Source organism: Nitrospirota bacterium, assembly GCA_040755395.1.
In the GTDB taxonomy this organism is placed as follows: Bacteria; Nitrospirota; Nitrospiria; order Nitrospirales; family Nitrospiraceae; genus DATLZU01.
Genome location: JBFMAX010000001.1, coordinates 39,299 through 61,012 on the forward strand (window position 1 = coordinate 39,299; position 21,714 = coordinate 61,012).

Below are 21,714 nucleotides of genomic sequence, written 5' to 3' on the forward strand. Positions count from 1 at the left end.
TCCTCCTTTTGAACCGGCTTTCCAATCGAGTCTATTGCCCCTCGCCGCTCGCCCCGCGCCGCCCTGACCATTACTTCGATTTCAGTTCATACACTCCGTCCCAATCCGGCGGCGGAGGAGCCGTCAGATACGCAGCCGCCCGCTCGCGATAGACTTTCGACGGCCCGTCCGACGGGTCCAGCGCCAGCGCCGCCTCGAATCGCTGCTTGGCCGCGGCGAAGTCCCGCCGCTTGTAGGCCGCCAGGCCTTCGAGATACATGTCCGCCACTTTTTTCCGTTCGACCGACAGTCCTCCTTTGCGCCCCAGCAATTCGTACACCGTCACCGGTTCTTTCTTGCCCTTCACCCTGAGCAGATCCACCTCGCGCGCCTCGATATCCTTCTGGGCCAATTCGTAGGTCCGCGGCCCCAACAGAATCAGCGTATCGTAAAACTTGTTCGCCCCTTCCAGCCGCGAGGCGAGATTCACGCTGTCGCCCATCACGGTGTATTCGAGTCGCTCCGGCGACCCCATGTTACCGACGACCAGCGGCCCCGAGTTGATGCCGATCCGCGCCACGATCTCCGGATAGCCCTCCGCTGTCCACGCGTCGCGCAGCCGCGCCAATTCCGCCTGACTGTCCAGCGCCGCATAGCAGGCCTGCGTCGCGTGATTCGGATCGCCCAACGGGGCGCCGAAGATCGCCATGATGCCGTCGCCCAAGTACTTGTTCACGTTGCCCCGGTGCCGGCGGATGATGTCGGTCATGGCCGACAGATAGCGGTTGAGCAACTCGACCAGTTCTTCCGGCTGCAGTCGCTCGGAAATCGTGGTGAATCCCGCGACGTCCGAAAAGAAGACGGTGAGTTCTTTTTTTTCCCCGCCGAGCTTGATGCGCTCGGGGTTGCGCATGATCTCTTCGACCACTTCCCTGGACATGTACTTGTCGAACGCGGCCCGCAGTTGGCGCCGCTGCCGTCCCTCGATCAGATATTCCACGGTCGCCGCGACGCCGAAGGAGACGGCCAGCGCGCCCTCCGGAAACACCAACTCGATCCACAGCCCGTGCGACGCGAAGGCATGGACAGCGAGGGCGTAGTAGGCCGCCGCCAGTGCCGCGACGAGCCCGATTTTCAGGACCTGCTGCCGGATCAGCATGAAGCTCCAGGCCGTCGCCTGGCATAGCGCCAGCGTCGCGACAACAAACATCCAGTACGGCGCCTGCCGCATGAACTGTGACCGCAGGATGTTGTCCAGCGCGGCCATATGGATCAGCACCCCAGGCGTGAACGGTGACAGGGGCGTCACGCGCAATTCGTACGTGCCGGCCGCGGTCGTGGCGACGAACACGATTTTGTCCTTGAAGACCGCCGGATCGAGCAGCGGTCGCTCTCCCTTCTGAAGCTGCGCAAAGGACTGGAGCACGGCGCCGGCCGAATAGGACGGATAGGTCCTCTGCTCCAGCGTCCCATGCCAATCGATCAACATGGCGCCCTGGGAGGTCAGCGGCACCGACGTGGCTCCCATCCGGATCACGCCCGGCTCCAACGACACCTGATCCGCGCCCAGGAGGTACCGAGCCGCAGCCGCAGCGATATGGGGGAGGTGGTGACCCTGGGCAGCGGCCACAAGCGGAATGCGGCGCGTCGTCCCGTCGGAATCAGGCGTCAAGTTGATGAACCCGAGACCCCGTGCGGCCTCGGCGAGCGGCTGGATCGGCAACTTCACGCCGGGATAGGTCGCCAGCGGCGGAGTTGCCTCATCCGCCCGCACATCGACCGGCACGCCGGCCTTGGCCAACAGCTCCGGCGCGACGTCTTGCGACTCCCCCTGGAACAGAACCGGCAGGAACACGTTGCCGGCCGCCTGCACCTCGTCGGCGAACACCTGATCGAACTCTTCGGCGTTATCGTCCGGTTCCAAGAACAGGATATCGAAGACGACCGCCTTGGCTCCCGCATCGCGCAGAAACCGTACCAGGTACCCATGCCGGTCGCGCGGCCAGGGCCAGCGGCCGAACGCTTCCAAACTGGCTTCGTCCACGGCGACCAACACGATGTCTCGACCGGATTTGGAGGGATCGGCGTAGATCCGGAAGCGATGGTCGAGCGCTTTGAGCTCCGCGATCTCGAGCCAGCCGGTCCGATGCAGCATCAGCGCTAGAACACAGACCGACAGTCCCACGGCGGTCGCGATCAACGCTTTCTTGGCCGACTTGGATAGTTCCATCAACCTTGGTTGGGACGGATATGGAAGCGCTCCCGCGTCGCCGTCCGCGGCTTGGTGAGGACTCTATCGCGCTCTCGGAAGCGGGCATTCGCCGGGAGGGAGATCCGCCGGAGAACGTGCGGCCCGACTGCCGTCAAGGCACGTCCTGGGCGCAGCGGAACCCGAGGGTCGGCCCCCAGTAGGTCATCTCGTCCCAGCTCCGGTAGCTGGCGCGCAGCTCGAGCGGCCGCTCGTTCCAGTCCCCTCCCCGCAACACGCGGAAGGAACCGCGGAGCGGCCCTTGCGGGTCGCGGGCGGGCGACATCTGGTAGAAGTCCTCGGCATACCAGTCCTTCACCCATTCCCACACGCTGCCGACGAGATCATGGACTCCGTAGGGCGACACGGTGGCCGCCTGGCTGCCGATCTTTTCCGTGCTGTTTGCGCCGGCTTTGATCTCGCCGTTCTTGGGACGGCCCTTGATCACGTCCTCGCTGTTGCCCCAGGGATAACGCCGCCCGTCCGTCCCGCGCGCGGCCTTTTCCCATTCGGCCTCGGTGGGCAGGCGTTTGCCGCGCCACTCGCAATAGGCCCGTGCCTGCGTCCAGGTGACGCTGGTGACCGGATGCTGCGCCCGTTCGGGATCGTCGAAGGCCTGCCGATCTTTGGGCGGCGTACAGCCTCCTCCATCGACGCACTGACGATACTGCGTATTGGTGACCTCGTACTTGTCCAGCCAGTACGAGCTCAGATACACCCGGTGCATCGGCCGCATGTCCGGCAGGCCGTCCTCCGCGCCCATCAAGAACTCGCCGGCCGGAACCAGCACCATGCCCTCCGGCGGGGTAATCCCTTGCTGGACCAGCTTGCGCAACTCTTCCTGTTGCACCGCTTGCAATTGTTGATTGACTTTGGCGATCTGGGCCTCGTCGTCGTCCGCCGACGGCTGATCCGGAGCGGGCGCCGGGTGACCCCGCGGCGCCGGCGCGGGAGTCTTGCCGGTCTTCGGCGCTCCGCCCGACGGCTGATTGATCGTCTGTCCCGCCGGAGGCGACTCCGCGACCCGCACCGTCTCGATCCTGACCGAGGCCCTCATCAAGTCGTGAACCAGGTCGGCCTCGTCGCCTTTCGCCTTGGGCTCTTTGCCGCCCTTGCCGATCGACGTAAAGTCGAAGTCCGGAATGTTCGCCAACAGCGGCGTCGCATAGCTGATCGGCACGGCGAAGGCCATCCCTTCCGGCACGATGCCGGAGGGATGGCTGAATTTGGTCGTCACGATGCCGATCACCTCGCCCCGGCGATTGAACACCGGGCCGCCGCTGTTGCCTGGATTGACCGCCGCATCGACCTGAAACACCCGCTGCACGCCCTTCGTGCGGACGGCCGCCACGCGTCCGCGGGTGACGGACACTTCCCGCAGACCGAACGGAAATCCGACCGCGATGACTTCCTGATCCAGCCGCACCGCCCCGGCATAACCTAAGGCTGCTTCGGACAGCCCCACGGTTTCGATTTTGAGCAAGGCCAGATCATGCTCCGGATCGGCGCTGATGAGGATGGCCGGCGCGCGGAACTCGCCCGGCGTCACGACCACGATCCGCCGCGCGTTCGAGACGACGTGATGCGCGGTCAGGATATACCCGTCCGTGTGCACGATGACGCCGCTGCCGGCCGGTTTTTCCGCCGGAAGAGCGGGACGTTCGGCCGCCCCGATGAGCCGGGCTCCGCCCGCGATCGCCAGCGTCGCCGTCAGTGTCAGCAATGCCGTCCGTTTCATTTCCGGATGGGAATCATCACGCTGATCGCCCCTGCGTTCTGGCCGAGCTTCAAGCCTTCGCGCGGATACCCGGTGCGATCCAACTCACCCTTCGGCTCCCCGTGACAATCGAGGCACTGTCGGGTCGTGTACAGCGGAAACATCAGCCGCAGCCAACCGCTTTTGGCCGTCACCTCGCTGATCACTTTCTCGCGGGGGAACGCCGGATCGGCGAACGCCTCCAGCGCCGCCCGTTCCGCCGCATCGGGCGCATTGCGAGGGTTCCGCGGAGACAAGGCCGTCTGCTTCAGGCGCACGCCGGTCCGCTCGGTGAACCGCGCGGCCACCCGCGCGCCGAAGACGGCCGGAATGAATCCTTTGAACCCGACATCGGGTCGATTGATTTCCGGCTGCGCGTCCGCGACCACTTGCTTGCTGACCACGACCAACTCCTTGAGCAACCGCTTGGCGCCGTTGGGAATGCGGGCCTCGTCCAGATCCTGCAGATCCACGCCGGACCGGCTCCGGAACATGTCTACAAGCTGCCGCTCAAAGAGATCGGGCGTAAAACCTTTCTCTATCCGCCCGGGATCGTCGAAGAGGGACTGGTTGTCGTTGATGACGGCACGCCCGGAGTCCAGCAGAATCGCCAGAAGGCGGGCGGCACTCTCGAATTCGAGAACTGTTTGAAGCGGGACACCGGCGTCCGGGCTCCGCTCGCGGGCCGCGGCCGCCTCGCGTTCACCTCCTCCGCAGGCCATCAGGACCATCAGCGACGCGACCGTCAAGCATAGGCGGCGAAACATCGTGTCGATCCCAGCCCGCATTATTCATGAACGTTTCTGCTGCAAACGCGGATACGCTGTTCCGACAGGCGTGCTCGCCCCTCAGTCGGTCAACATACTGTTGCAAGTATGCCTCCCTCCCTCGTGGCTGCGCCTGCCTGTCTCACGACGCGTCTGCCGGGTACCCGTTGCTCTTTCGGTGCAACGGGTGCAGCGCGACGAACCGTCATGAATAATGCAGGCCAGGAGCCTGTCCGGCAGGCTCCTGGCGCGTACGCTCGTGAGGTGAAGCGGTGGACGGATGTCCCCCGCCTGATCATCAGGCGGGGGAACATCTTGGCGTGGATGGTACTTTTGCCCTCCCGTGAAGTCAAGCCGGGCGGGTGGGGTGAGGGGATTTCAACGACCTCGATGGATGTCGACCATCACGTTGTCGGCATCGAGCTCGATCGTGATAGGCATACCTTCCTGGAGAACGGAGAGCTTGCTGCCGGCCAGCGGGTCAACCTCATAACTGGCAGGTCCGTCGGGAGTCGAGAGTTGGATTTCGCTCCAATAGGGGTCCGAGTACCGAACGGTGCCGGCAATGAAGCGATGATCCGGGAAAAACCGATCCGTTCGCGAGACGTCGATCAGCACGTTCCCCGAATCCACTAACAGATTCACCTGCTCCCCGACCTTCGCCTCATGGAGTCCCACCCGATCCGCTTTCGACGGGCTGATCGTCCGAGGCTGCAGTCCCTTCTCGGTCTTCACAAAAAGAATCCCCGAACGGATCTTGGCAATCACCCCGCTGAAACCGTAATGGGCGGATTGAACGAACGGCGTCATCGGCTCGGCACCCGCCGGCGCGACCCCCGCCGCCAGGAATGCCCCGGTCAGGAAGAAAGAGAGGACGTAACGCATAACCTCACCTCTTGTCTTTCCGGAAGGAAAGCGGGCCCGTCGGCGTTCGCCCGGAACTGCCTCCTCCTCGCAATTCCCGGCCGACCAGGCCCGCATCCTCCGCATCGGTTCGCACGGAGCGGCGCGAGAGACCTCAGAACCCGCCGCCCGGCGGAGGCGGAACCGAAATCCCGTATTCCTGAACAGGCGTGACCATCAGGGCGAAGTTGAGCAGTTCATCGGCCGCGATGTCGTTGATCCCATGCTCGCGGTTCCGCAACATCTTGAACCACTTGCCCATCTCGGTCCTCACGGTGCGTTGATCGCCGCGCGCCAAAGCATCCTTCACCAACGTGAGCTTCTCCTGGTATGGCTGCCAGTTGGACGTAGGATAATTGGACTTATAGAAACTGACGGAATTGGCGATTTCATCCACCCAATTGGCCTGGGCGAGCGCAAGACTCGCGGAACACAGCAGCACCGCACAGGCGCTGATCACCGCCAGAGACAGACTCTTCCTGTTCATGTGCCCCTCCTTTGCGGTTCCTCGACCGTTCCCGGTCAAACCCGGTATCGGCCGCTCCGCTTTAAAACGAGATGGCGGACTGGGTGTCCGATTCTCTCGCGTTCTCGAAGTCGGACAAGTCCGGGCCTTTCAGGTTCTTCAGATCGATCTGGAACGTTTCGTTGTCGGGCACCTTCAGGGGTTGCTCGGCGCCTTTCCCGAGTTCACCCGGCATCGCCTCGGTCGACTTCGAAGTCGACTCATGGCCCGGCTTCTCCTTCTTGATCTCGACCGGAGGACCGGTCGTCGCGCCTGACTGTTCAGCCGCGAGCGCGAGCGGCGCCAGCACGAGCAACAGCGCGACGAGCGCCGCACCGATCAAAGCCACTCCTATGATGCGACCGTGTGTCATGGTTCTCACCTCCTCGTTCTGTGTCGACACTTGGGCTGTGCCCCGGCCCCGCTGGTCGTTGTGTTATCCTAATCGCGGATCGCACGCACGAGCATCGCCGGAACGGTGGATTTTCTATCGCCCGATCGGGTGATGGCCGCGCGCGGTCACCCGGCGGCTCCGGGGTCGTACACATCGTCGATCCAGTAATCGCAGCCTCCCTCCTTGCACGGCGGCCCGCCCTCGAACGGCGTCTGTAAGGTGTGATCGGGAACACTCATCGGCTTCTCATTGCCGATTCCCAGCTCGATCGCGCCCGTCGTCGTTCCCGGCTCCGCCGGTCGGACGCTCAACGCAAAGTTGTACAGCTCATCCGCCGCGACGTCGCTGATGCCGTGCGCCCGCTCCTGCAGCATCCTCAAAAAGCGATCCGTTTCCACCTTCACCAGGTGCTGATCGCCGCGGAGCAGACTTTCGTGGATTCTCGCCAACTGTTCTTGATAGGGAGCAAAATCCGAAGCGGGGTTGTTCGCTTTCTCAAAGGCCACCATGCTCTGGATTTCATCCACCCAGGTCCCTGCGGCAAACGCCGGGCCCGCGAGGAGCACGCACCAGGCGCCTGCCATGGCCAGCAGCAGGGCCGTCCGTCGTCGAATCGCCTGTGTGTTCATCTCGGCCTCCTTATGTGATTGTCCTGTCCGATCCCTGCCGATCCTTCCCGCGCTCTCCCTCATCGATCACCGCGGGCGCATCGGCCTCCCCGGCGGTCGACGCGCGCAACGTCCGTCACCGGCGGCGCGCGGGAACTCGCACAAGACACCTTCGGCACGACGTCTCCTCTTCCTCCGGTGACGAACCCATCCGAGCGCACCGGTCATCATAGGCGGCGGAGGAGCGACGGACTATTCCCGCGAGGGCGGATTTTTTCTCCATCGTTCGGGTGAGAAGATGGGAAGAGGAAGAGAGAAGGTCTCGGTTAGTTGGCGTTCAGGTACGCGAGAACCGCTTCGACGCGCCCTGTCACGCCGAGTTTGCGGTAGATGTGGTGCAGATGGGTCTTGACCGTGTCGGCGGAGACGCACAACTGGTCGGCGATTTCCTTGTTCCCGCGCCCCGCAGCGGCAAACGCCAGGATCTCGCGTTCCCGCTCGGTGAGCGCCGCGAGTCCGCCGGGCTCCTCCGCGCGGACCCGGTTCATGGCGGCGAAGGCCGTCCGCGCGAACCCGTCCGGCATGAAGGGCGAAAGCACCGCTTCGCCCCGCGCGCTTGCCCGGATGATCCGGAGGAACTCCTGGTGATCGGCGTCCTTGAGAATATAGCCGCAGGCTCCGGCCCGGACCGCCGCGACGATCCGCGCATCATCGTCGTGCACGGAGAGCATCAACACTTTGGTCTCCGGCAGGCAGCCGCGGATCAACCGTGTGGCGGTCACGCCGTCGAGCTTCGGCATGTCCACGTCCATCAGCACCATATCGGGCTTGAGCTGCGTGACGAGGTCGAACGCCTCCCGGCCGTCCGTGGCCTCACCGAGCACGGACAGGTCGGGTTCCCGTTCCAGCAGCAGGCGCAGGCTCTGTCGAAACAGCCGCTGATCCTCGGCGATCACAAGGGTGATAGGCATGGCGCCTCTTGATTGGCCGGCAGGAGGATCGAGAACACCGCCCCGCCCTCGGCGCGATTCGCCGCCCAGATCCGGCCGTGATGGGCCTCCGCCACCAGCCAGCAGAAGTGCAGCCCCAGACCCCGCCCGATCCGCAGGTCGCGGCCGTCCTTCTTGCGGAAAAACATCTCGAACAGGTGCGGCAAGTCTTCGGGTTCGATCCCCGGCCCCTCATCCTCGACCCGGATCAGCACCGCCGACTCGGCCCGGCCGGGTCCTTCCGCGCGCAGGTCGACTTCAGGTTGCGCCTCGAGCGTGACCGTGATCCGGCTTTCCGGCGGCGAGTACTTGAGCGCATTGTGGATCAAATTCATGGCGACCCGCTGAAACCGGCGACGGTCGGCCGTCATCCAGACCTCCTCATGCGGCACCCGCAGACGGATGATCACATCTCTCGCTTCCGCTTCGCTCCGGAACAGTTGCACCACCTCCCCCAACGCCGCATTGACCGAGAACCGGGAGGTAATGAGCGGGAGACCGGAATAGCTTTCCTGATAGACATCCAGCATGTCGTTGATCATGCCCAGCAACAGGTCCGTGGTAAACCGAAGGTCCTGAAACCAGCGCCGCTGGGGTTCGGCCTGCAGTTCTTCCCGCTGGCCGAGCAGCTCCAGCGTTTTCTTGATCCCCGCCAGGGGGTTCCTGATGTCGTGCGCGAACATTGAGGCGAACTGACTGAGCGAGGCGAGCCGCTCGGAACGCAACAGTTGCCGCTCCAACTGCTTCTTCTCGGTCACATCGCTCAATTGCAGCATGACGGAGGCGCCGGCCCCGACCGGCTCGACAAGAACGAGATCCGTTTCCATCACCAGGACGGCGCCGTCCGGCGTCCGCACCCGCAGGTCCGCCGCCGTGTTCTCTTCGCCGGTCTCCAAAACTTTCCGAATGGCCTCCAGGAAAACCGCGCGGTCCGCTTCGACGAACAGATGCTCCGCCTGCATACCGACCAACTCTTCGGCCCGCCGGCCCAGCTTCATCTCAGCCCGGCGATTCGCGCCTTGCACGATCCGCGCGGCATCGACGAGCAGCTTGGCATCGACCGAATGGTTCCAGAGCATGCGGTAGTGCGCTTCGGACGTCGCCATCTCGCGATTCGCTTTTTCCAATTCCCGCACATAGCGTTGGCTCTCTTGGGATGCGCGCTCCAACCGTTCGGTCAAATCAGCGAAACTGGCCGCCAAGGTGTCGATCTCCACAATCCCCGAGGGCGGGGTGGCGAGCGGCTTGGGGAGAGGCCCTTGCCCGATCGACCGCACGTGATCCACCAGCGCATTGATCGGCTTGACGATGCGACGCGCCAAACGCCAGCGGAACAGGGCCACGAGGCCGACCGCGCCGACCCAGAACGCGGCGAGCTTCCACGTCAGCGCGACCAACGGAGCGTAGGTCTCCCGAGGATCCTGCCTCACCAGGATGTACCAGATCCCGTCCGGCGCGATCTCGGACGGCAACGAGACGGGCGCGATCCCCACGATACTGCCGCGACTCCCGTGCGTATCGCTTTCCACCTCAAGCCATGCGGCGCCCCGCCTTACGCGGCCAGATCGGTCGCGCAGCGCCTGTATGCCCGCCGCCTTTCGATGCCACGCCGGTGGGAGCACGGGACAGGCCAAGACTTCCCCCCGCTCTCCGACCAGCATCACGTGGCCCGTCTCCCCGATCCGGCTGCGCAAGACCGACGCGAAGAGTTCGTCCTTGCCGATGACGACCTTCAGCGCGCCGAGCGCCGCGCCGTCTTCGTCGATGATCGGCGCCGCAATCTCCCAGAAGCCGCGCCCCGATTCATCGACCCTGAGGTCCCCGGCCCAGGGACGTCGCTGCTCGAACACGACAGGCCACCACGGCTGGCGTTGATAGTAGGTCCTCGCCGCGTCGCTCGTCACTCCTCCGACCGAGCGTCCCTGACGATCGATCACCACCAGAGAGCGGAAGTATTGGCGCTGTTCCTCGCGCCATTCGTGAAACGCGGGTCTATCAAGGACCAGCCTGGACCCTTGCCTTGCGGCGCTCTGCACATCCGGCAAGGCACTCAAGCGTTCGACCCATTCGATCTCTTTGGCCAGAATCAATCCGACCTTGTCGGCGCTTTGGCGAGCGAGTTCCTGGAACGTCAGACCGATCGAAGCCTGGAGGGAGAGCTTCGCCTGCCAGTAGGCATACGCGAGACCGATCGTGCCCGAGAGCAGACCGATCGTAAGGACTGAGAGCGTGATCAGACTTTGGAGACTGATCCGCCTGGTCATGGGAGGGCGATAGCCGTTACGACAGAACTACAACGGGCAGGCCTGCCGAACACAGACAAGCGTTTACGCCGCGTGCCTCGTCTTGCCGCCCGAGCCGTCGGCGAACGATTGGCCGGTGGAGGAGGCCGACCGTCGATGCTCCGCATCGCTCTCGCCCGCCAGGGTGGCGGCCAACAGCCAGAGCAGCGCACACATCGTCGCAAGGCCGATAATCTCGACCATGGTCACACCTGTTTCGGCGCCGTACGCCTGGTCGAACGTCACGCGCTCAGGCCGCGTGTTTGCCGCTCGTCCGAGTCGTCTCAGCCTGTTTCGCCGGAACATCGCCGACTCCGGCCAGACCGTCGAGCGGCTTCCTCGCCCTGGAGTACAGAATCTCCATGCAGACGAAGAACACGACCAGAAGCGCGACCAGGCCCGCCACGATTCCCCAATATCCCCAGGACATAAGCAATTCACCCGCGTATGAGGCCGACATCTCCATCCGCCCCCGTCGCTGCGGAGCGCCGCCTGTGGCGGTGCTCCGACAGATCTGCCCTAGGCCGTCTTTCGATACGCCTGAGTCGGCTCCGGCCGGATTTCGCCGATCACCACTCCACGCTCCCGCTCGGCGGATGGCAGCAGGAGCCCTGCAAGGAACAGCCCGATCAACCCGATCGAGGCTGCGAACAAGTATCCGACCGGAATCTCCGGCCAGGACCGCGGTTCAGTCACCGGGACGGACGTCCGTCGAGCCAGCGGTTCGGCCGCATCAAGCTGCGCAAAGAGGTCCGCTCGCAGTTCGGTCCGAATGGCCGCAATTGCCGCGCTGGCGATCTGCCCCTGGTTCACGGCGCGCGCCTCGTCGTAGCCGGCTTGCACTTTCGCGACCTGAACAACGGCCGCCCCGATGTGTTCCTGCGTCCGCTCGACCGCGCCCGCACGGTGCCGGCTGGCGGTCATGATCAGCTGCCCCAGATAGGGCTGCCAGCCGTTTTGGAACTCTTCATCCATCCGCGCGCCCATGGCCTGCGTCTGACGAATCATCCGCTTGTTAAACCCACTCTCGTATTGGGCCGGCGAGAGCACGCCGCTCCGGACCCCTCGTTGGGTGAAGTTCACGATCGCGCGGCCCATGACCGCTTGAATGCGACCGGCCTCGTCAGCCGCAACCGCGGCTGCGTGCGAACGGATCGCGTCGATATGCCTGAAGGGATCGGTCGATAACCAGTGCTGGGTCATCGTCGCCCGATTTAAATCCGAGACGGCGGTCGCCAAGTTTTCGGCCGCGGCGCGCTCAAGCAGATAATCCTCCACGATGGCCTGGCCGAGCGCCGGCTGGACCCACTCCATGCCGGCCATGATGCCGGTCGAGTGATTCAGCGAGACCGTCTCCGGGCCGGCGGCCTCCAAGGTCCCGTTTGCCGATATGAAGACGGCATATCCTCCAAGCAGTGTCGCGCAGAGTCCGATCACGACCATTAAATCGACTGGTTCCAGCGTCCGCCTCATGGTCACCTCCCTGATAGACGTCCGACTTTCGCTTTGTGACAAGTCCGGATACCCGATCGCTTGCCGTCCGCCGACGACACCGCCATATGAATGACGCAAGCTCAGTGCCTATCGCAAGCCTGCGGAACCCGTTGATCTGTTGAGAGCCTTATGAATTCCAACCATTTTGGCGTGGTTGATTCCAACCAGTCGCGCGCCAAATCCACCACATCCGCCGACGTGACTTTGACCCGAGGCGTCGCGTCGGCGCCATGTTCCGGATACACCGGATACACGTGGGAAGGACTCTGTCCTCCCGGTCCAGCACAGACACAGACGTTTGGGCTAGGGCCAAACGGCCCTAGGCAGATTCCACTTTCAGCAGTATCGTATCTCTATGTTTTCTTTACGAACTCTTCTGTGTTCCCGCCGCGCTCCGGTCAACGTCATTCCGAGTTCGGCGGGCACTCGGTATTTTCACGCTCAGCCCGTTGCCCGGTCGGGCGGATCTCTAAAACCGAACGCCGCGACCGATACGCTTCTTCATCGCATCGCGCACAGCGCGAGCACGTCCCGAACCGCAGCAGGAACATTGATCTTGGGGATTTTCCTGTTGGATCTCTTTGCTCCGCCTGGTTCTGCGGTCTGGATGCTCTATCTCCTCGCTTTGTGGCTTGCTTTTCGGTCTTCGAATCGGCGGTTCCCTCTCACGATCGCCGTCGTCTGCACCGGCCTGATTGCAGCGGGCTATGTCCTGTCCACGCCCGAAGAGCCTGTCCGGTTTGCGCTCATCAACCGCGCGTTGGGCGTGCTCGCCCTGTGGACGCTGGCGATGTTAGTTCGTCAGCGAGCCGACATGGAAGACCGACTCGCGGACAGCGAACGACGTGTTCGGCTCTTGGCCGACGCGGCACCGGTCATGATCTGGGCGGCCGGTCCCGATACGCAATGCACCTTCTTCAACAAGCCGTGGCTGGACTTTACCGCTCGCACCATGGCCGAGGAATTAGGAAACGGCTGGGCCCGGGGAGTGCACCCCGAAGACCGCGATCGCTGCTTCGCTACATATCTAGGCGCGGTCGAGGCGCGCGAGCCGTTCCGGATGGAGTATCGTCTCAGGCGGGCGGACGGCGACTATCGATGGATACTGGATACCGGCGCTCCGTTGTTCTCGTCCGACGGATCGTATGCAGGACACGTCGGGTCCTGCATCGATATCTCGGACTATCGGCTCGCGCAGGACACGTTGGAAGACCGGATCCGCGAGCGCGAAGCCCTCTTCGCGTCGTTCATGGACCACCTCCCGGCCTTCGCGTGGGTGAAGGCCCCCGACGGACGCTACGTCTATGCGAACAAATATTTTTGCGAGGTCTTCGGGCTCAAGTCCGACAAAGTGCTCGGACGCACCGACACAGAGCTGTTCCCGCCTGATACCGCGAAGCAATTCGTGGAGAACGACCGGTACGTCCTGACCACCGACCAAGAACTCCAGACCATCGAAACGTTTCGGATCGACGGCCGACAACGTTACGGCTTGGTCCGCAAGTTTCCGATTAGGGACGGGGGCGCGATACGACTGGTCGGCGGCGTCGCCATCGATATGACCGAGGCGAAGCTGGCGGAAGAGGCGCTGCGGGAGAGCCGGGAACGATTCAGCAGCGCGTTTCGCGACGCGGCCATCGGCATGGCTCTGGTCGGCCCGGACGGCCGGTGGCTCCAGGTGAATCGGGCCCTTTGCCGAATCGTCGGGTATTCGGAAGAGGAGCTGCTGGCGACCACGTTCCAGGCCATCACTCACCCGGACGACCTCGACGCCGATCTGGCATACGTGAACCAGATGTTGCGTGGCGAGATCCCCACCTACCAAATGGAAAAGCGGTATTTTCACAAGCGTGGCCACATCGTCTGGATTCTCCTGAGCGTGTCTCTCGTTCGCGACCAGGAGGGAAAGCCGCTCTATTTCATCTCTCAGATTCAGGACATCACCCAGCGCAAGCTGGCACTGGAACAACTCCAGGCCGCGCATGACCGGCTGCGCGACATGACCCGCAAGCTCGTGGCCGCCGAGGAAGAAGAACGGCGACGGCTGTCACGCGAACTGCATGATGAGTTCGGACAGGCCCTGACCTGTCTGAAATTCGACCTGGTGGCGGTGATCAAGAGCCTCTCCCAGGGCGGAGCCGCCGTTCAACCCGCTGAGGTGACGGACAAAGTCCGCGCCATGGCGAACCTGGTCGACGACATTATTGAATCGACCCGGCGGATCGCCACCGGCCTCCGACCAAGCATTCTGGATGAACTGGGTCTGGCGGCCGCCGTCGGGTGGCAGGCGCACCACTTCCAGACCCGCACCGGCATCGTCTGCGAGACAATCATCGATCCGCGGCTCGCGCAATCTCCCGTCGAGGCGACCCTCTCCACCACGATCTTTCGTATCCTTCAAGAGTTGCTGACCAACGTGCAACGGCATGCCCAGGCGACCCGTGTACGCATCGCTCTATTCGAGAAAGAGAATGCGCTGGTCTTGTCCGTGCAGGACAACGGCAAGGGCATCGAACCGGCCCGGACCAGCGGATCGGCGACGCTCGGTATCCGAGGCATTCAAGAGCGGGTGGCGCTGCTCAGCGGCGAGTTTTCACTGCACGGGGACCCGGGACGGGGCACGTCGGTGGAGGTGAAGCTTCCCCGCCGGGAAGCAACGAGGCCGGAGGGGCCTGGGCGATGAGCTTGAAGCACATCCTTGTCGCGGACGACCACGCGATTCTCCGGCAAGGATTGAAACAGGTGCTGGCCGAGGAGTTCGGCGACGCCTTCATCGGGGAGACGGGCTCCGGACAGGAAGCCTTGGAAAAACTCCGATCCCAACGATGGGATCTCATGATCTTGGACATCAACCTGCCCGACAAGAGCGGGCTGGATGTCATCAAAGAGGCGAAGGCCGTGCAGCCTCTCTTGCCGGTGATCGTGTTGAGCATCTATCCGGAAGATCAGTACGCCGTGCGCGCGCTCAAAGCAGGAGCGGCGGCGTATCTGAACAAGGAAGCGGCCCCGGATGAGCTGGTCAACGCCGTGAAGACCGTGGCGCAGGGTAGGAGATACGTCAGCGCCAGGCTGGCCCGCGAGTTGGCCAAGAACGCCGGCGACGAACCCGCCGCGCCGCCGCACGCAACCCTGTCCGATCGTGAATTTCAGGTCCTGAGCTTGATCGCCAAGGGCAAAACCCTCAAAGAAGTCGCCGAGACGCTGGGACTCAGCAGCAAGACCGTCAGCACGTATCGCGCTCGCTTGCTGGCCAAGCTCAGCCTGCCGACAACGGCCTCGTTGATCCGGTACGCCATCGAGCAAAGGCTAGTCGAATAGCGTCTCCCCCCCGGCCATTTTCCCAAAAGCACGATGCGTAGGATTAACCCTACACAAAATGAGACTTTTCCGTAGACGCTGGAAATTCATCAGCTATACTCCAGTTTGGGTTGACTCCGCACCGGAGCGAAGAGAAGCGTCGGCGCAGGTCAACACACGGCGCATCCGACCCGGCACGGCTGCTCGGAATGACCGGACTCACGATTCAAGGAGCCGCAACATGGCCAGGATTCTAGTGGTGGACGACGAACAAAGCATCCGGGATCTGCTCGATACCATCTTGCGTCGGCGCGGGCACGATGTGCTGTTGGCCGACCAAGGCCAGAAAGCCCTGGAACTGTTCCAGCGAGAACGGCCGCATGTCGTGATCCTGGATCTTCACATGCCGGGCATGAACGGGATCGCCGCGCTCAAGCAGTTCCGGACGATCGACGCGCAGACACCGGTGATCATTCTGACCGGTGTCGGGACCGAAGCCATGGAACAACAGGCTCGGACGCTCGGAGTGACGGACTTTCTGCAAAAGGGCTTCTCGCTCCATGCCCTCGGAAGCGCACTCGACCGGGCGCTGAAACAAGCGAATCCTGCGACTTCATCGTCTCCTTCCGCGGCGCCTTCGACGGCAAAGCGCTAGAGCGTCAGGCCACCATAGCAAGCAACATGGCGCACGTGTTGATCATCGACGACGAGCTTCCTGTGCGGACGGTGCTCCGCGCCCTCTTGGAGCGCGAAGGGCACACCGTTCTGGACGCACCTGACGGTCGGGTCGGCCTCGCTCTACTCCGGACGTCCTCGGTGGACCTTGTGCTGACCGATATTTTCATGCCGGAAAAAGACGGGATCGAAGTCATCATGGAAATCAAACGCCGCTGGCCTCATTCGAAAATCATCGCGATCACGGGCGGGGGGCAAACCGGCCAGACGGAATTGATCCCGGCTGCGCTTCTGTTGGGCGCCACGCGAATGTTGCAGAAGCCGATCGCCAAGCAAGCGCTCATCGACGCGGTCACCGAAGCGCTCGCAGACCGGGCCGTCGGCGGGGCTTAGCTCTCGAACCCAGCCCGCTGCATTCCGGCGACGTCCGGCACAGGCACCGCGTGACAATCCGAGTGGAAACACAGGACAGCCTCCTATGATCAATCGACGCCAACACACACGCTACAAGGTCGCCTTTCCGAGCACGTTTCATGGAGAGCGGGTCGACGGGGAAGGGACCGTCGTCGACATCTCGACCGGCGGTTGCCGGATCACGAGCGAGGCCGCCGTCTTCACCGGCGACTACATCGGGATCGCCATCCAGCTCTCCGGCGAGACCGCTGTCCTGACCGTGGACTTGGCCGCCGTGCGCTGGTCGATCGGCAAAGAGTTCGGCGTCGAATTCATCCGCATAAAAGCGGACCACCAAGAGCGCCTGCGCGCCATTGTCGCGCAGATGGAGCAAGCCTCCGCGCACCGGCAAGAAATCGCCTCCGGGAGCCCCGATGCGGTCGTCGCCGAGGAGTGTCCGAATCAGCAATAGCGAGGCCGCCCGCACCGGCGGCCCGGCCAGGCCGACGAGGCAAGGACGAGAGCCCGACCTCTCCCTTCCTCTGGAAGATTTACCGATGGATCATCCGTCGCCCGACAAGACCGCCGCTCAGGTCGAGACCCCGCTCGTTTCCTCGACAGGTTACAACCGCTACCAACTGATCCTCCTCCATACTCTCGTCACCATCGTCCTCTGCTACCAGCTTCTGTTCAGCAAAGATCCGCTGCTTCACTCCACCGTTCTGGACCTTGTTGCCCTCGCGCTCATCGGCACGATCATCGGATTGAGCGTCCTGCCGCGGAGCCTGTGGGCCACACGGTGGCTCGTCTGGGCGCTGGTCTTGTTCGACACCGGCATCACCACCGTGGCCATCTACCTATCCGGACACGCGAGCTCCAACTTCTACGTGGCGTATTTCCTGATCATGCTCATCGCCGCTTTCGCCCCGACCTTGTCACAAATGCTCGGCCTCTCGGTGATCCTCTGCCTCTCGTACGGCGTCATGCTGTACCTGGAGACCGGTGAACTCGGCGTCCTGGGCGAGAGCCATTGGCTCCAGATCCCCATTCTGCTGATTCTGGCCATCTTCTACGGGAGCACCAACGAGAGTGCGCGAAAGCTCAGCCGCGACAAGACCCTGCTAGTCGAGCAGATCAGCGAGCGCAAACGCGCCGAAAAGGCGCTCCGCGAGAGCGAGGAGCGCTATCGCCGCCTCGTGGAAGTCTCGCCGTACGCTATCTTCATCACCAGACGCCATCGCATCGTCTTCATGAATCAAGCGTGCTATCGGCTCTTGAAGGCCACCAGTCCGGACCAGATCATCGGGCGCTCGCCGTTCGACTTCTTCGATCCGGAAGACGATCCCGCCGTCAACGACACATTCCGCCGGGCGCTCGGGGAAGGACGACATCTCCCGTTGATCGAGCGACGGATCCTGTGTCTTGACGGAACGGTCATCACCGCCGAACTCGCCGTCTCTCCCCTGACCGATCACGCTTCCGCGGCGATGCAGGTAATCCTCCACGACATTACCGAACGCAAGCACCTGGAAGAGCAGGTCCGCCAGTCCAAGAAAATGGAAGCCGTGGGACAGCTCGCAGGCGGCGTCGCGCACGATTTCAACAACATGCTCACCATCATCGCCGGGCACGGCGATTTGTTGGCCGAAGACTCGACGCTGACTGATGATCAGCGCCGCAGCATCGAACAAATCAGGCAGGCCTGCATACGAGCCTCCTCGCTCACCGCTCAACTGTTGGCCTTCAGCCGGCGGCAAGTGATGCAGCCGAAGGTCTTGAACCTCAATGACGTCGTCGCCAACATGGAGCCGATGCTGCGACCGCTGGTCGGCGAACACATCACCCTGTTCACCGTCCTGTCGCCGGGCTTGGGCCATGTCAGGGCCGATCCGAACCAGCTCGAGCAGGTGCTGATCAATCTGACCATGAACGCCCGCGACGCGATGCCAGACGGCGGGACCCTGACCATCGAAACCGGCGGCTGTGACCTGGATGAGGACGTGATCAGTCGGCAACGCCTCGACGCCCGGCCGGGTCGATATGTGTCGCTTCGCGTGGCCGACACGGGAGTCGGCATGGACGAGGACACCCTCACCCGAATCTTCGAACCCTTCTTCACCACGAAACCGAAAGGCAAGGGGACCGGATTGGGCTTGTCCACCGTGTACGGCATCATCAAGCAGAGCGGCGGCAGCATCGCAGTGTGCAGCAGACCCGACCAGGGCGCCTCTTTCACCATCTATCTGCCCCGGGTTGAAGAGCCCGTCTGCGCGGACATCACGGGCACCGAGTCACCCGACGCCTTCGAAGGAACGGAGACCGTGCTCGTCGCCGAAGATGAACCGGGAGTCAGAAGTCTGGTGCGCGACTCGTTGCGATTGAAAGGCTATACCGTGCTGGAAGCCGGCAATGGGACGGAGGCCTTGGCTCTGGCTGAACGACACTCGGGACCGATCCATCTTCTGCTCACCGACGTGATCATGCCGCAGATGAACGGGCGGGAACTGAGCGAACGGCTCAAGGCGCGAAGGCCCGGCCTCAAAGTGTTGTTCATGTCCGGCTATACGGACGACGCGGTTCTCCGGCACGGGGTCGTCACCGAGGACCTGCCATTCATTCAGAAACCCTTCACCCCTTCGGCCCTGGCGGGCAAGATGCGAAACGTACTTGATGCTCGCGATGCGAAACCGGCCTCCGCGATTCGGTAGCCCGCATTCTCTCACGAGGGTGCGTGACCGTCGCGGCGTTGCTTCGACCCACTCCAGTCGGCGGAGCGATGCGCATCACGAGCCCGAGCCATTTCGCACTATCTCAACTCGACAATCGTGACGCCGTCGCCGCCCTCGGCTCGTTCTCCGGACCGAAAGCTCGCGACGTACGGAGATCCCTTCAAATACTCCCGCAGAACGGCCTTCAAGCGCCCGGTGCCGTGGCCGTGAACGACCTTCAGCAAGGATTCCCCGCGCAACGCCGCCCGGTCCAAACCGGCGATCAGCAGATCGAGCGCTTCGTCGGCCGCTTTGCCGCGGACATCCAGCGCGGCCGGCATATCACGAGCGGGATAAACGGCCGGCCCGAACGGGTTCGTTGTCCAGGCCCGTTTGCTGCGAACTGGCTCTTCGGTCGACGATCGGTTGACACCGGCCAGACCGGAGACCGGCACCGAGACTTCACCGTCGCCCACCTTGACGCGGACCCGCTTCTTGCCCGATGGGGATTCGAGCAACGTCCCGGTGGCCCCGACGCCGAGGATCTCCACCGGGTCTCCGACGTGAAGCTGTTCCACCGGCATCGGGTCCGACGGAGCCGCCAGCCGGGCCCTTTCACGTTGTTCCAATTCGGCCAGCCGCTGCTTGGCCTCTTTCGCCTTCTGCGCCGTGCGTTCGCGCTTCAGATCATCGAGAATCGCCTGGACCTCCGCGCGCGCCCGCAACAGTTCTTCGGTCAGCTTGCGCTTGACACCTTTCCGTTCTTCCCGCTCCGTCTCGCGCAGCCGAGCGAGAATCTCGGCCGCCTCGCGCGAAGCCCGCTCGGCCTCGACGCGGGCCTGAGAGGCCCGATCCGCTTCCACTGCCAGCCGCCGCTGGTGCTCCTGGAGATCGGTCAGCAGATCTTCCAGAGCCCGCTCGTCGCCTTTTAAGAACCGGCGGGCGTCTTCAAGGATCGACTCCTCCATCCCCAACCGGCCCGCGATGTCGAAGGCGGAAGACCCGCCCGGCATTCCCATCAGCACGCGATACGTCGGCGACAAGGTGCCGACATCGAATTCCACGCTGGCGTTGGCGAAGTCCGGTCTGCTCTGCGCCAGCGCCTTGAGCGCGTTGTAATGGGTCGTCGCCACGACCTTCATGCCGAGTTGGGCCAGCCGCACCAGGAGCGCTTCCGCCAAGGCCGCCCCTTCCGCCGGATCGGTGGACGTGACCGGCTCGTCCAAGAGCACCAGCGCCCGCGGCGTCTGGCTGGCACTATCCATCGCGGTCACGGTCGTCGCATGGTTCAACAACCGGATCATCTGCGTCATGTGGGCGGAAAAGCTCGAAAGATCCTTGGTCAGATCCTGCGCGTCGCCGATGTCGGCGTAGATTTCCGGGAAAAACGCCATCTCCGAATCCGACGCGCAGGGCAGCGGAAGCCCGGCGCGGACCATCAAGGCGAACAGCCCGAGCATCTTGAGCGTGACGGTCTTGCCGCCGGTATTGGGTCCCGAGATCACGAGCACCCGAACCTGGTCATCCAGCAGGAGATCGTTGGCGACCACCCGGTCTTTCGCCAGCGCCAGCAGCGGGTGTCTCGCTTGCTTGAGCCGGATCCGGCCGCACTCGTTCAACACGACCGGTCGAGCCCTGAGCCCGCGGCTCAGCGCGGCCTTGGCTGTGACGCAATCCAGTTCCGCCAGGACCTCCATCGCGCCGACCATCGCGTCGGCGTGCTCCGCGACCATCGCGGACAGCTCCCGGAGGATCCGCCGCACTTCCCGGTCGACTTCCAGATCGGCCACTTTGATCGCGTTGTTCAGTTCGACGAGTTCGCGCGGCTCGAGGAACACCGTCGCGCCGCTGGCCGAGACATCGTGAACGATGCCGGGAATTTTTCCCCGCATCTCGGCCTTCACCGGGACGACGTATCGGCCTTCGCGTTGGGCGAAGTAGGTTTCCTGCAGGACCTCGGCGTAGCGCTTGGAGTGAAGAATCTGCTCCAGGCGCTGGCGCATGCGCTGCTTCAGGTCATGGGCGTGGTGGGTCAAGCGCCGGAGCTCGGGGGAGGCGGATTCGCGGATCGAGCCGTCCGGCTCGATGGCCCAGTCGATCTCGCGCTTGATATGGCCGACTTGCGGAAAGCTTTCCAACGGCTTGGCCAGCTCGCACAGCGCCGGGGCCCGGTCACGGTGACGGCCGATAGAGCGAACGACCTCGTCGACGAGCCCGAGCACGCTCGAGCAGTCCCGCAATTCATGCGCCTCCATAGGCGCGCCCTTGCTCGCGCGGGCGAGCGGCTCCCGGACGTCGGGAAACGTCAAAGCCGGAAAGGGATCGGCGGTTTCTTGGAGCGAGAGCAATTCGGCGGTCTCTTGCAACCTAGTCCGCGCAGCCCGCAACCCTGACTCCAGCGGAAGGGCCCGGCAGCGGTGGACGCCCATGCTGGAACGGGCGTGCCGAGCCAACGCCTCAAGCAGCCTGTCCCATTCCAGTACGTTCTTGGCCTGTTCAACCAACGATGGTTCGTTCATGGGCGCCCCGCGCACCCGCCGCAGTCACCCCTCGCGAGGGAGCCTCGGCTATGCGGACTCTACCGAAGAACCCGGTCTAGAACAAGGCGCCCCCGGACCGGCCGAAACACGTAGCGTCTAGGAAAAATCACCGACCCTTTGCTTCATTCCCCGGCTTGACAAGGATTCGACGGCTGAGTACTATCGGGCTTGTCTGC

The 21,714-nt window shown here is 63.5% G+C and carries 19 protein-coding genes; 6 read left to right on the forward strand and 13 right to left on the reverse strand.

The window, feature by feature from the left end:
- Nucleotides 1–70: 70 nt before the first annotated feature.
- From AB1555_00205 to AB1555_00260, 12 genes are all read right to left on the reverse strand, one after another.
- Nucleotides 71–2,209 carry an adenylate/guanylate cyclase domain-containing protein gene (locus AB1555_00205; GenBank protein ID MEW6245115.1) on the reverse strand — a complete coding sequence of 713 codons (2,139 nt, stop codon included), beginning with the start codon at nt 2,207–2,209 and terminating at the stop codon, nt 71–73.
- A 133-nt stretch (nt 2,210–2,342) separates the two neighbouring features.
- On the reverse strand, nt 2,343–3,965 hold the full coding sequence (locus AB1555_00210; GenBank protein MEW6245116.1) for an SUMF1/EgtB/PvdO family nonheme iron enzyme: 1,623 nt from the start codon (nt 3,963–3,965) through the stop codon (nt 2,343–2,345).
- Nucleotides 3,962–4,750 (reverse strand): DUF3365 domain-containing protein, encoded by a 789-nt coding sequence (locus AB1555_00215; GenBank protein MEW6245117.1) that lies wholly within the window; start codon nt 4,748–4,750, stop codon nt 3,962–3,964. The genes AB1555_00210 and AB1555_00215 overlap by 4 nt, the downstream gene beginning before the upstream one ends.
- Nucleotides 4,751–5,128: 378 nt before the next feature.
- Nucleotides 5,129–5,635, reverse strand: coding sequence for a hypothetical protein (locus tag AB1555_00220; protein ID MEW6245118.1), 507 nt, complete (start codon nt 5,633–5,635; stop codon nt 5,129–5,131).
- 133 nt (nt 5,636–5,768) lie between these two features.
- Nucleotides 5,769–6,140 (reverse strand): hypothetical protein, encoded by a 372-nt coding sequence (locus AB1555_00225; protein MEW6245119.1) that lies wholly within the window; start codon nt 6,138–6,140, stop codon nt 5,769–5,771.
- A 61-nt stretch (nt 6,141–6,201) separates the two neighbouring features.
- Nucleotides 6,202–6,531, reverse strand: coding sequence for a hypothetical protein (locus AB1555_00230; GenBank protein ID MEW6245120.1), 330 nt, complete (start codon nt 6,529–6,531; stop codon nt 6,202–6,204).
- A 146-nt stretch (nt 6,532–6,677) separates the two neighbouring features.
- The gene (locus AB1555_00235; protein ID MEW6245121.1) at nt 6,678–7,181 is read right to left on the reverse strand and encodes a hypothetical protein; all 504 of its coding nucleotides are present in this window, start codon (nt 7,179–7,181) and stop codon (nt 6,678–6,680) included.
- A 305-nt stretch (nt 7,182–7,486) separates the two neighbouring features.
- Complete coding sequence (locus AB1555_00240) at nt 7,487–8,131, reverse strand: response regulator transcription factor (protein ID MEW6245122.1); 645 nt, start codon at nt 8,129–8,131, stop codon at nt 7,487–7,489.
- Complete coding sequence (locus AB1555_00245; protein MEW6245123.1) at nt 8,113–10,413, reverse strand: ATP-binding protein; 2,301 nt, start codon at nt 10,411–10,413, stop codon at nt 8,113–8,115. The genes AB1555_00240 and AB1555_00245 overlap by 19 nt, the downstream gene beginning before the upstream one ends.
- A gap of 63 nt (nt 10,414–10,476) precedes the next feature.
- Entirely contained in the window at nt 10,477–10,677 is a 201-nt protein-coding gene (locus AB1555_00250; GenBank protein ID MEW6245124.1) for a hypothetical protein, read from the reverse strand.
- A gap of 4 nt (nt 10,678–10,681) precedes the next feature.
- Nucleotides 10,682–10,891 (reverse strand): hypothetical protein, encoded by a 210-nt coding sequence (locus AB1555_00255; GenBank protein MEW6245125.1) that lies wholly within the window; start codon nt 10,889–10,891, stop codon nt 10,682–10,684.
- 59 nt (nt 10,892–10,950) lie between these two features.
- On the reverse strand, nt 10,951–11,904 hold the full coding sequence (locus AB1555_00260) for a hypothetical protein (GenBank protein ID MEW6245126.1): 954 nt from the start codon (nt 11,902–11,904) through the stop codon (nt 10,951–10,953).
- 577 nt (nt 11,905–12,481) lie between these two features.
- Between AB1555_00260 and AB1555_00265 the strand changes: the two genes are divergently transcribed.
- The 6 genes from AB1555_00265 to AB1555_00290 all read left to right on the forward strand — a co-directional run bounded on the left by AB1555_00265 (nt 12,482) and on the right by AB1555_00290 (nt 18,998).
- Entirely contained in the window at nt 12,482–14,608 is a 2,127-nt protein-coding gene (locus tag AB1555_00265) for a PAS domain S-box protein (GenBank protein MEW6245127.1), read from the forward strand.
- Nucleotides 14,605–15,243: a response regulator transcription factor gene (locus AB1555_00270; protein ID MEW6245128.1), complete on the forward strand. Its 639-nt coding sequence runs from the start codon at nt 14,605–14,607 to the stop codon at nt 15,241–15,243. The genes AB1555_00265 and AB1555_00270 overlap by 4 nt, the downstream gene beginning before the upstream one ends.
- 220 nt (nt 15,244–15,463) lie before the next feature.
- Complete coding sequence (locus AB1555_00275) at nt 15,464–15,877, forward strand: response regulator (protein MEW6245129.1); 414 nt, start codon at nt 15,464–15,466, stop codon at nt 15,875–15,877.
- 26 nt (nt 15,878–15,903) lie between these two features.
- Entirely contained in the window at nt 15,904–16,290 is a 387-nt protein-coding gene (locus AB1555_00280) for a response regulator (protein MEW6245130.1), read from the forward strand.
- Between the two features lie 85 nt (nt 16,291–16,375).
- Nucleotides 16,376–16,762, forward strand: coding sequence for a PilZ domain-containing protein (locus AB1555_00285; GenBank protein MEW6245131.1), 387 nt, complete (start codon nt 16,376–16,378; stop codon nt 16,760–16,762).
- Between the two features lie 85 nt (nt 16,763–16,847).
- Nucleotides 16,848–18,998 (forward strand): ATP-binding protein, encoded by a 2,151-nt coding sequence (locus tag AB1555_00290; GenBank protein MEW6245132.1) that lies wholly within the window; start codon nt 16,848–16,850, stop codon nt 18,996–18,998.
- A 98-nt stretch (nt 18,999–19,096) separates the two neighbouring features.
- Here AB1555_00290 and AB1555_00295 read toward each other — a convergent pair whose 3' ends face one another.
- Complete coding sequence (locus tag AB1555_00295; protein MEW6245133.1) at nt 19,097–21,517, reverse strand: endonuclease MutS2; 2,421 nt, start codon at nt 21,515–21,517, stop codon at nt 19,097–19,099.
- Between the last annotated feature and the right edge of the window lie 197 nt (nt 21,518–21,714).

Coding starts and splice junctions, on each gene's coding strand:
- AB1555_00285 (MEW6245131.1), top strand. CDS start 16,376: ATGATCAATCGACGCCAACACACACGCTACAAGGTCGCCTTTCCGAGC.
- AB1555_00225 (MEW6245119.1), bottom strand. CDS start 6,140: ATGAACAGGAAGAGTCTGTCTCTGGCGGTGATCAGCGCCTGTGCGGTG.
- AB1555_00275 (MEW6245129.1), top strand. CDS start 15,464: ATGGCCAGGATTCTAGTGGTGGACGACGAACAAAGCATCCGGGATCTG.
- AB1555_00255 (MEW6245125.1), bottom strand. CDS start 10,891: ATGTCGGCCTCATACGCGGGTGAATTGCTTATGTCCTGGGGATATTGG.
- AB1555_00260 (MEW6245126.1), bottom strand. CDS start 11,904: ATGAGGCGGACGCTGGAACCAGTCGATTTAATGGTCGTGATCGGACTC.
- AB1555_00245 (MEW6245123.1), bottom strand. CDS start 10,413: ATGACCAGGCGGATCAGTCTCCAAAGTCTGATCACGCTCTCAGTCCTT.
- AB1555_00235 (MEW6245121.1), bottom strand. CDS start 7,181: ATGAACACACAGGCGATTCGACGACGGACGGCCCTGCTGCTGGCCATG.
- AB1555_00210 (MEW6245116.1), bottom strand. CDS start 3,965: ATGAAACGGACGGCATTGCTGACACTGACGGCGACGCTGGCGATCGCG.
- AB1555_00295 (MEW6245133.1), bottom strand. CDS start 21,517: ATGAACGAACCATCGTTGGTTGAACAGGCCAAGAACGTACTGGAATGG.
- AB1555_00280 (MEW6245130.1), top strand. CDS start 15,904: ATGGCGCACGTGTTGATCATCGACGACGAGCTTCCTGTGCGGACGGTG.
- AB1555_00290 (MEW6245132.1), top strand. CDS start 16,848: ATGGATCATCCGTCGCCCGACAAGACCGCCGCTCAGGTCGAGACCCCG.
- AB1555_00205 (MEW6245115.1), bottom strand. CDS start 2,209: ATGGAACTATCCAAGTCGGCCAAGAAAGCGTTGATCGCGACCGCCGTG.
- AB1555_00230 (MEW6245120.1), bottom strand. CDS start 6,531: ATGACACACGGTCGCATCATAGGAGTGGCTTTGATCGGTGCGGCGCTC.
- AB1555_00240 (MEW6245122.1), bottom strand. CDS start 8,131: ATGCCTATCACCCTTGTGATCGCCGAGGATCAGCGGCTGTTTCGACAG.
- AB1555_00220 (MEW6245118.1), bottom strand. CDS start 5,635: ATGCGTTACGTCCTCTCTTTCTTCCTGACCGGGGCATTCCTGGCGGCG.
- AB1555_00270 (MEW6245128.1), top strand. CDS start 14,605: ATGAGCTTGAAGCACATCCTTGTCGCGGACGACCACGCGATTCTCCGG.
- AB1555_00215 (MEW6245117.1), bottom strand. CDS start 4,750: ATGTTTCGCCGCCTATGCTTGACGGTCGCGTCGCTGATGGTCCTGATG.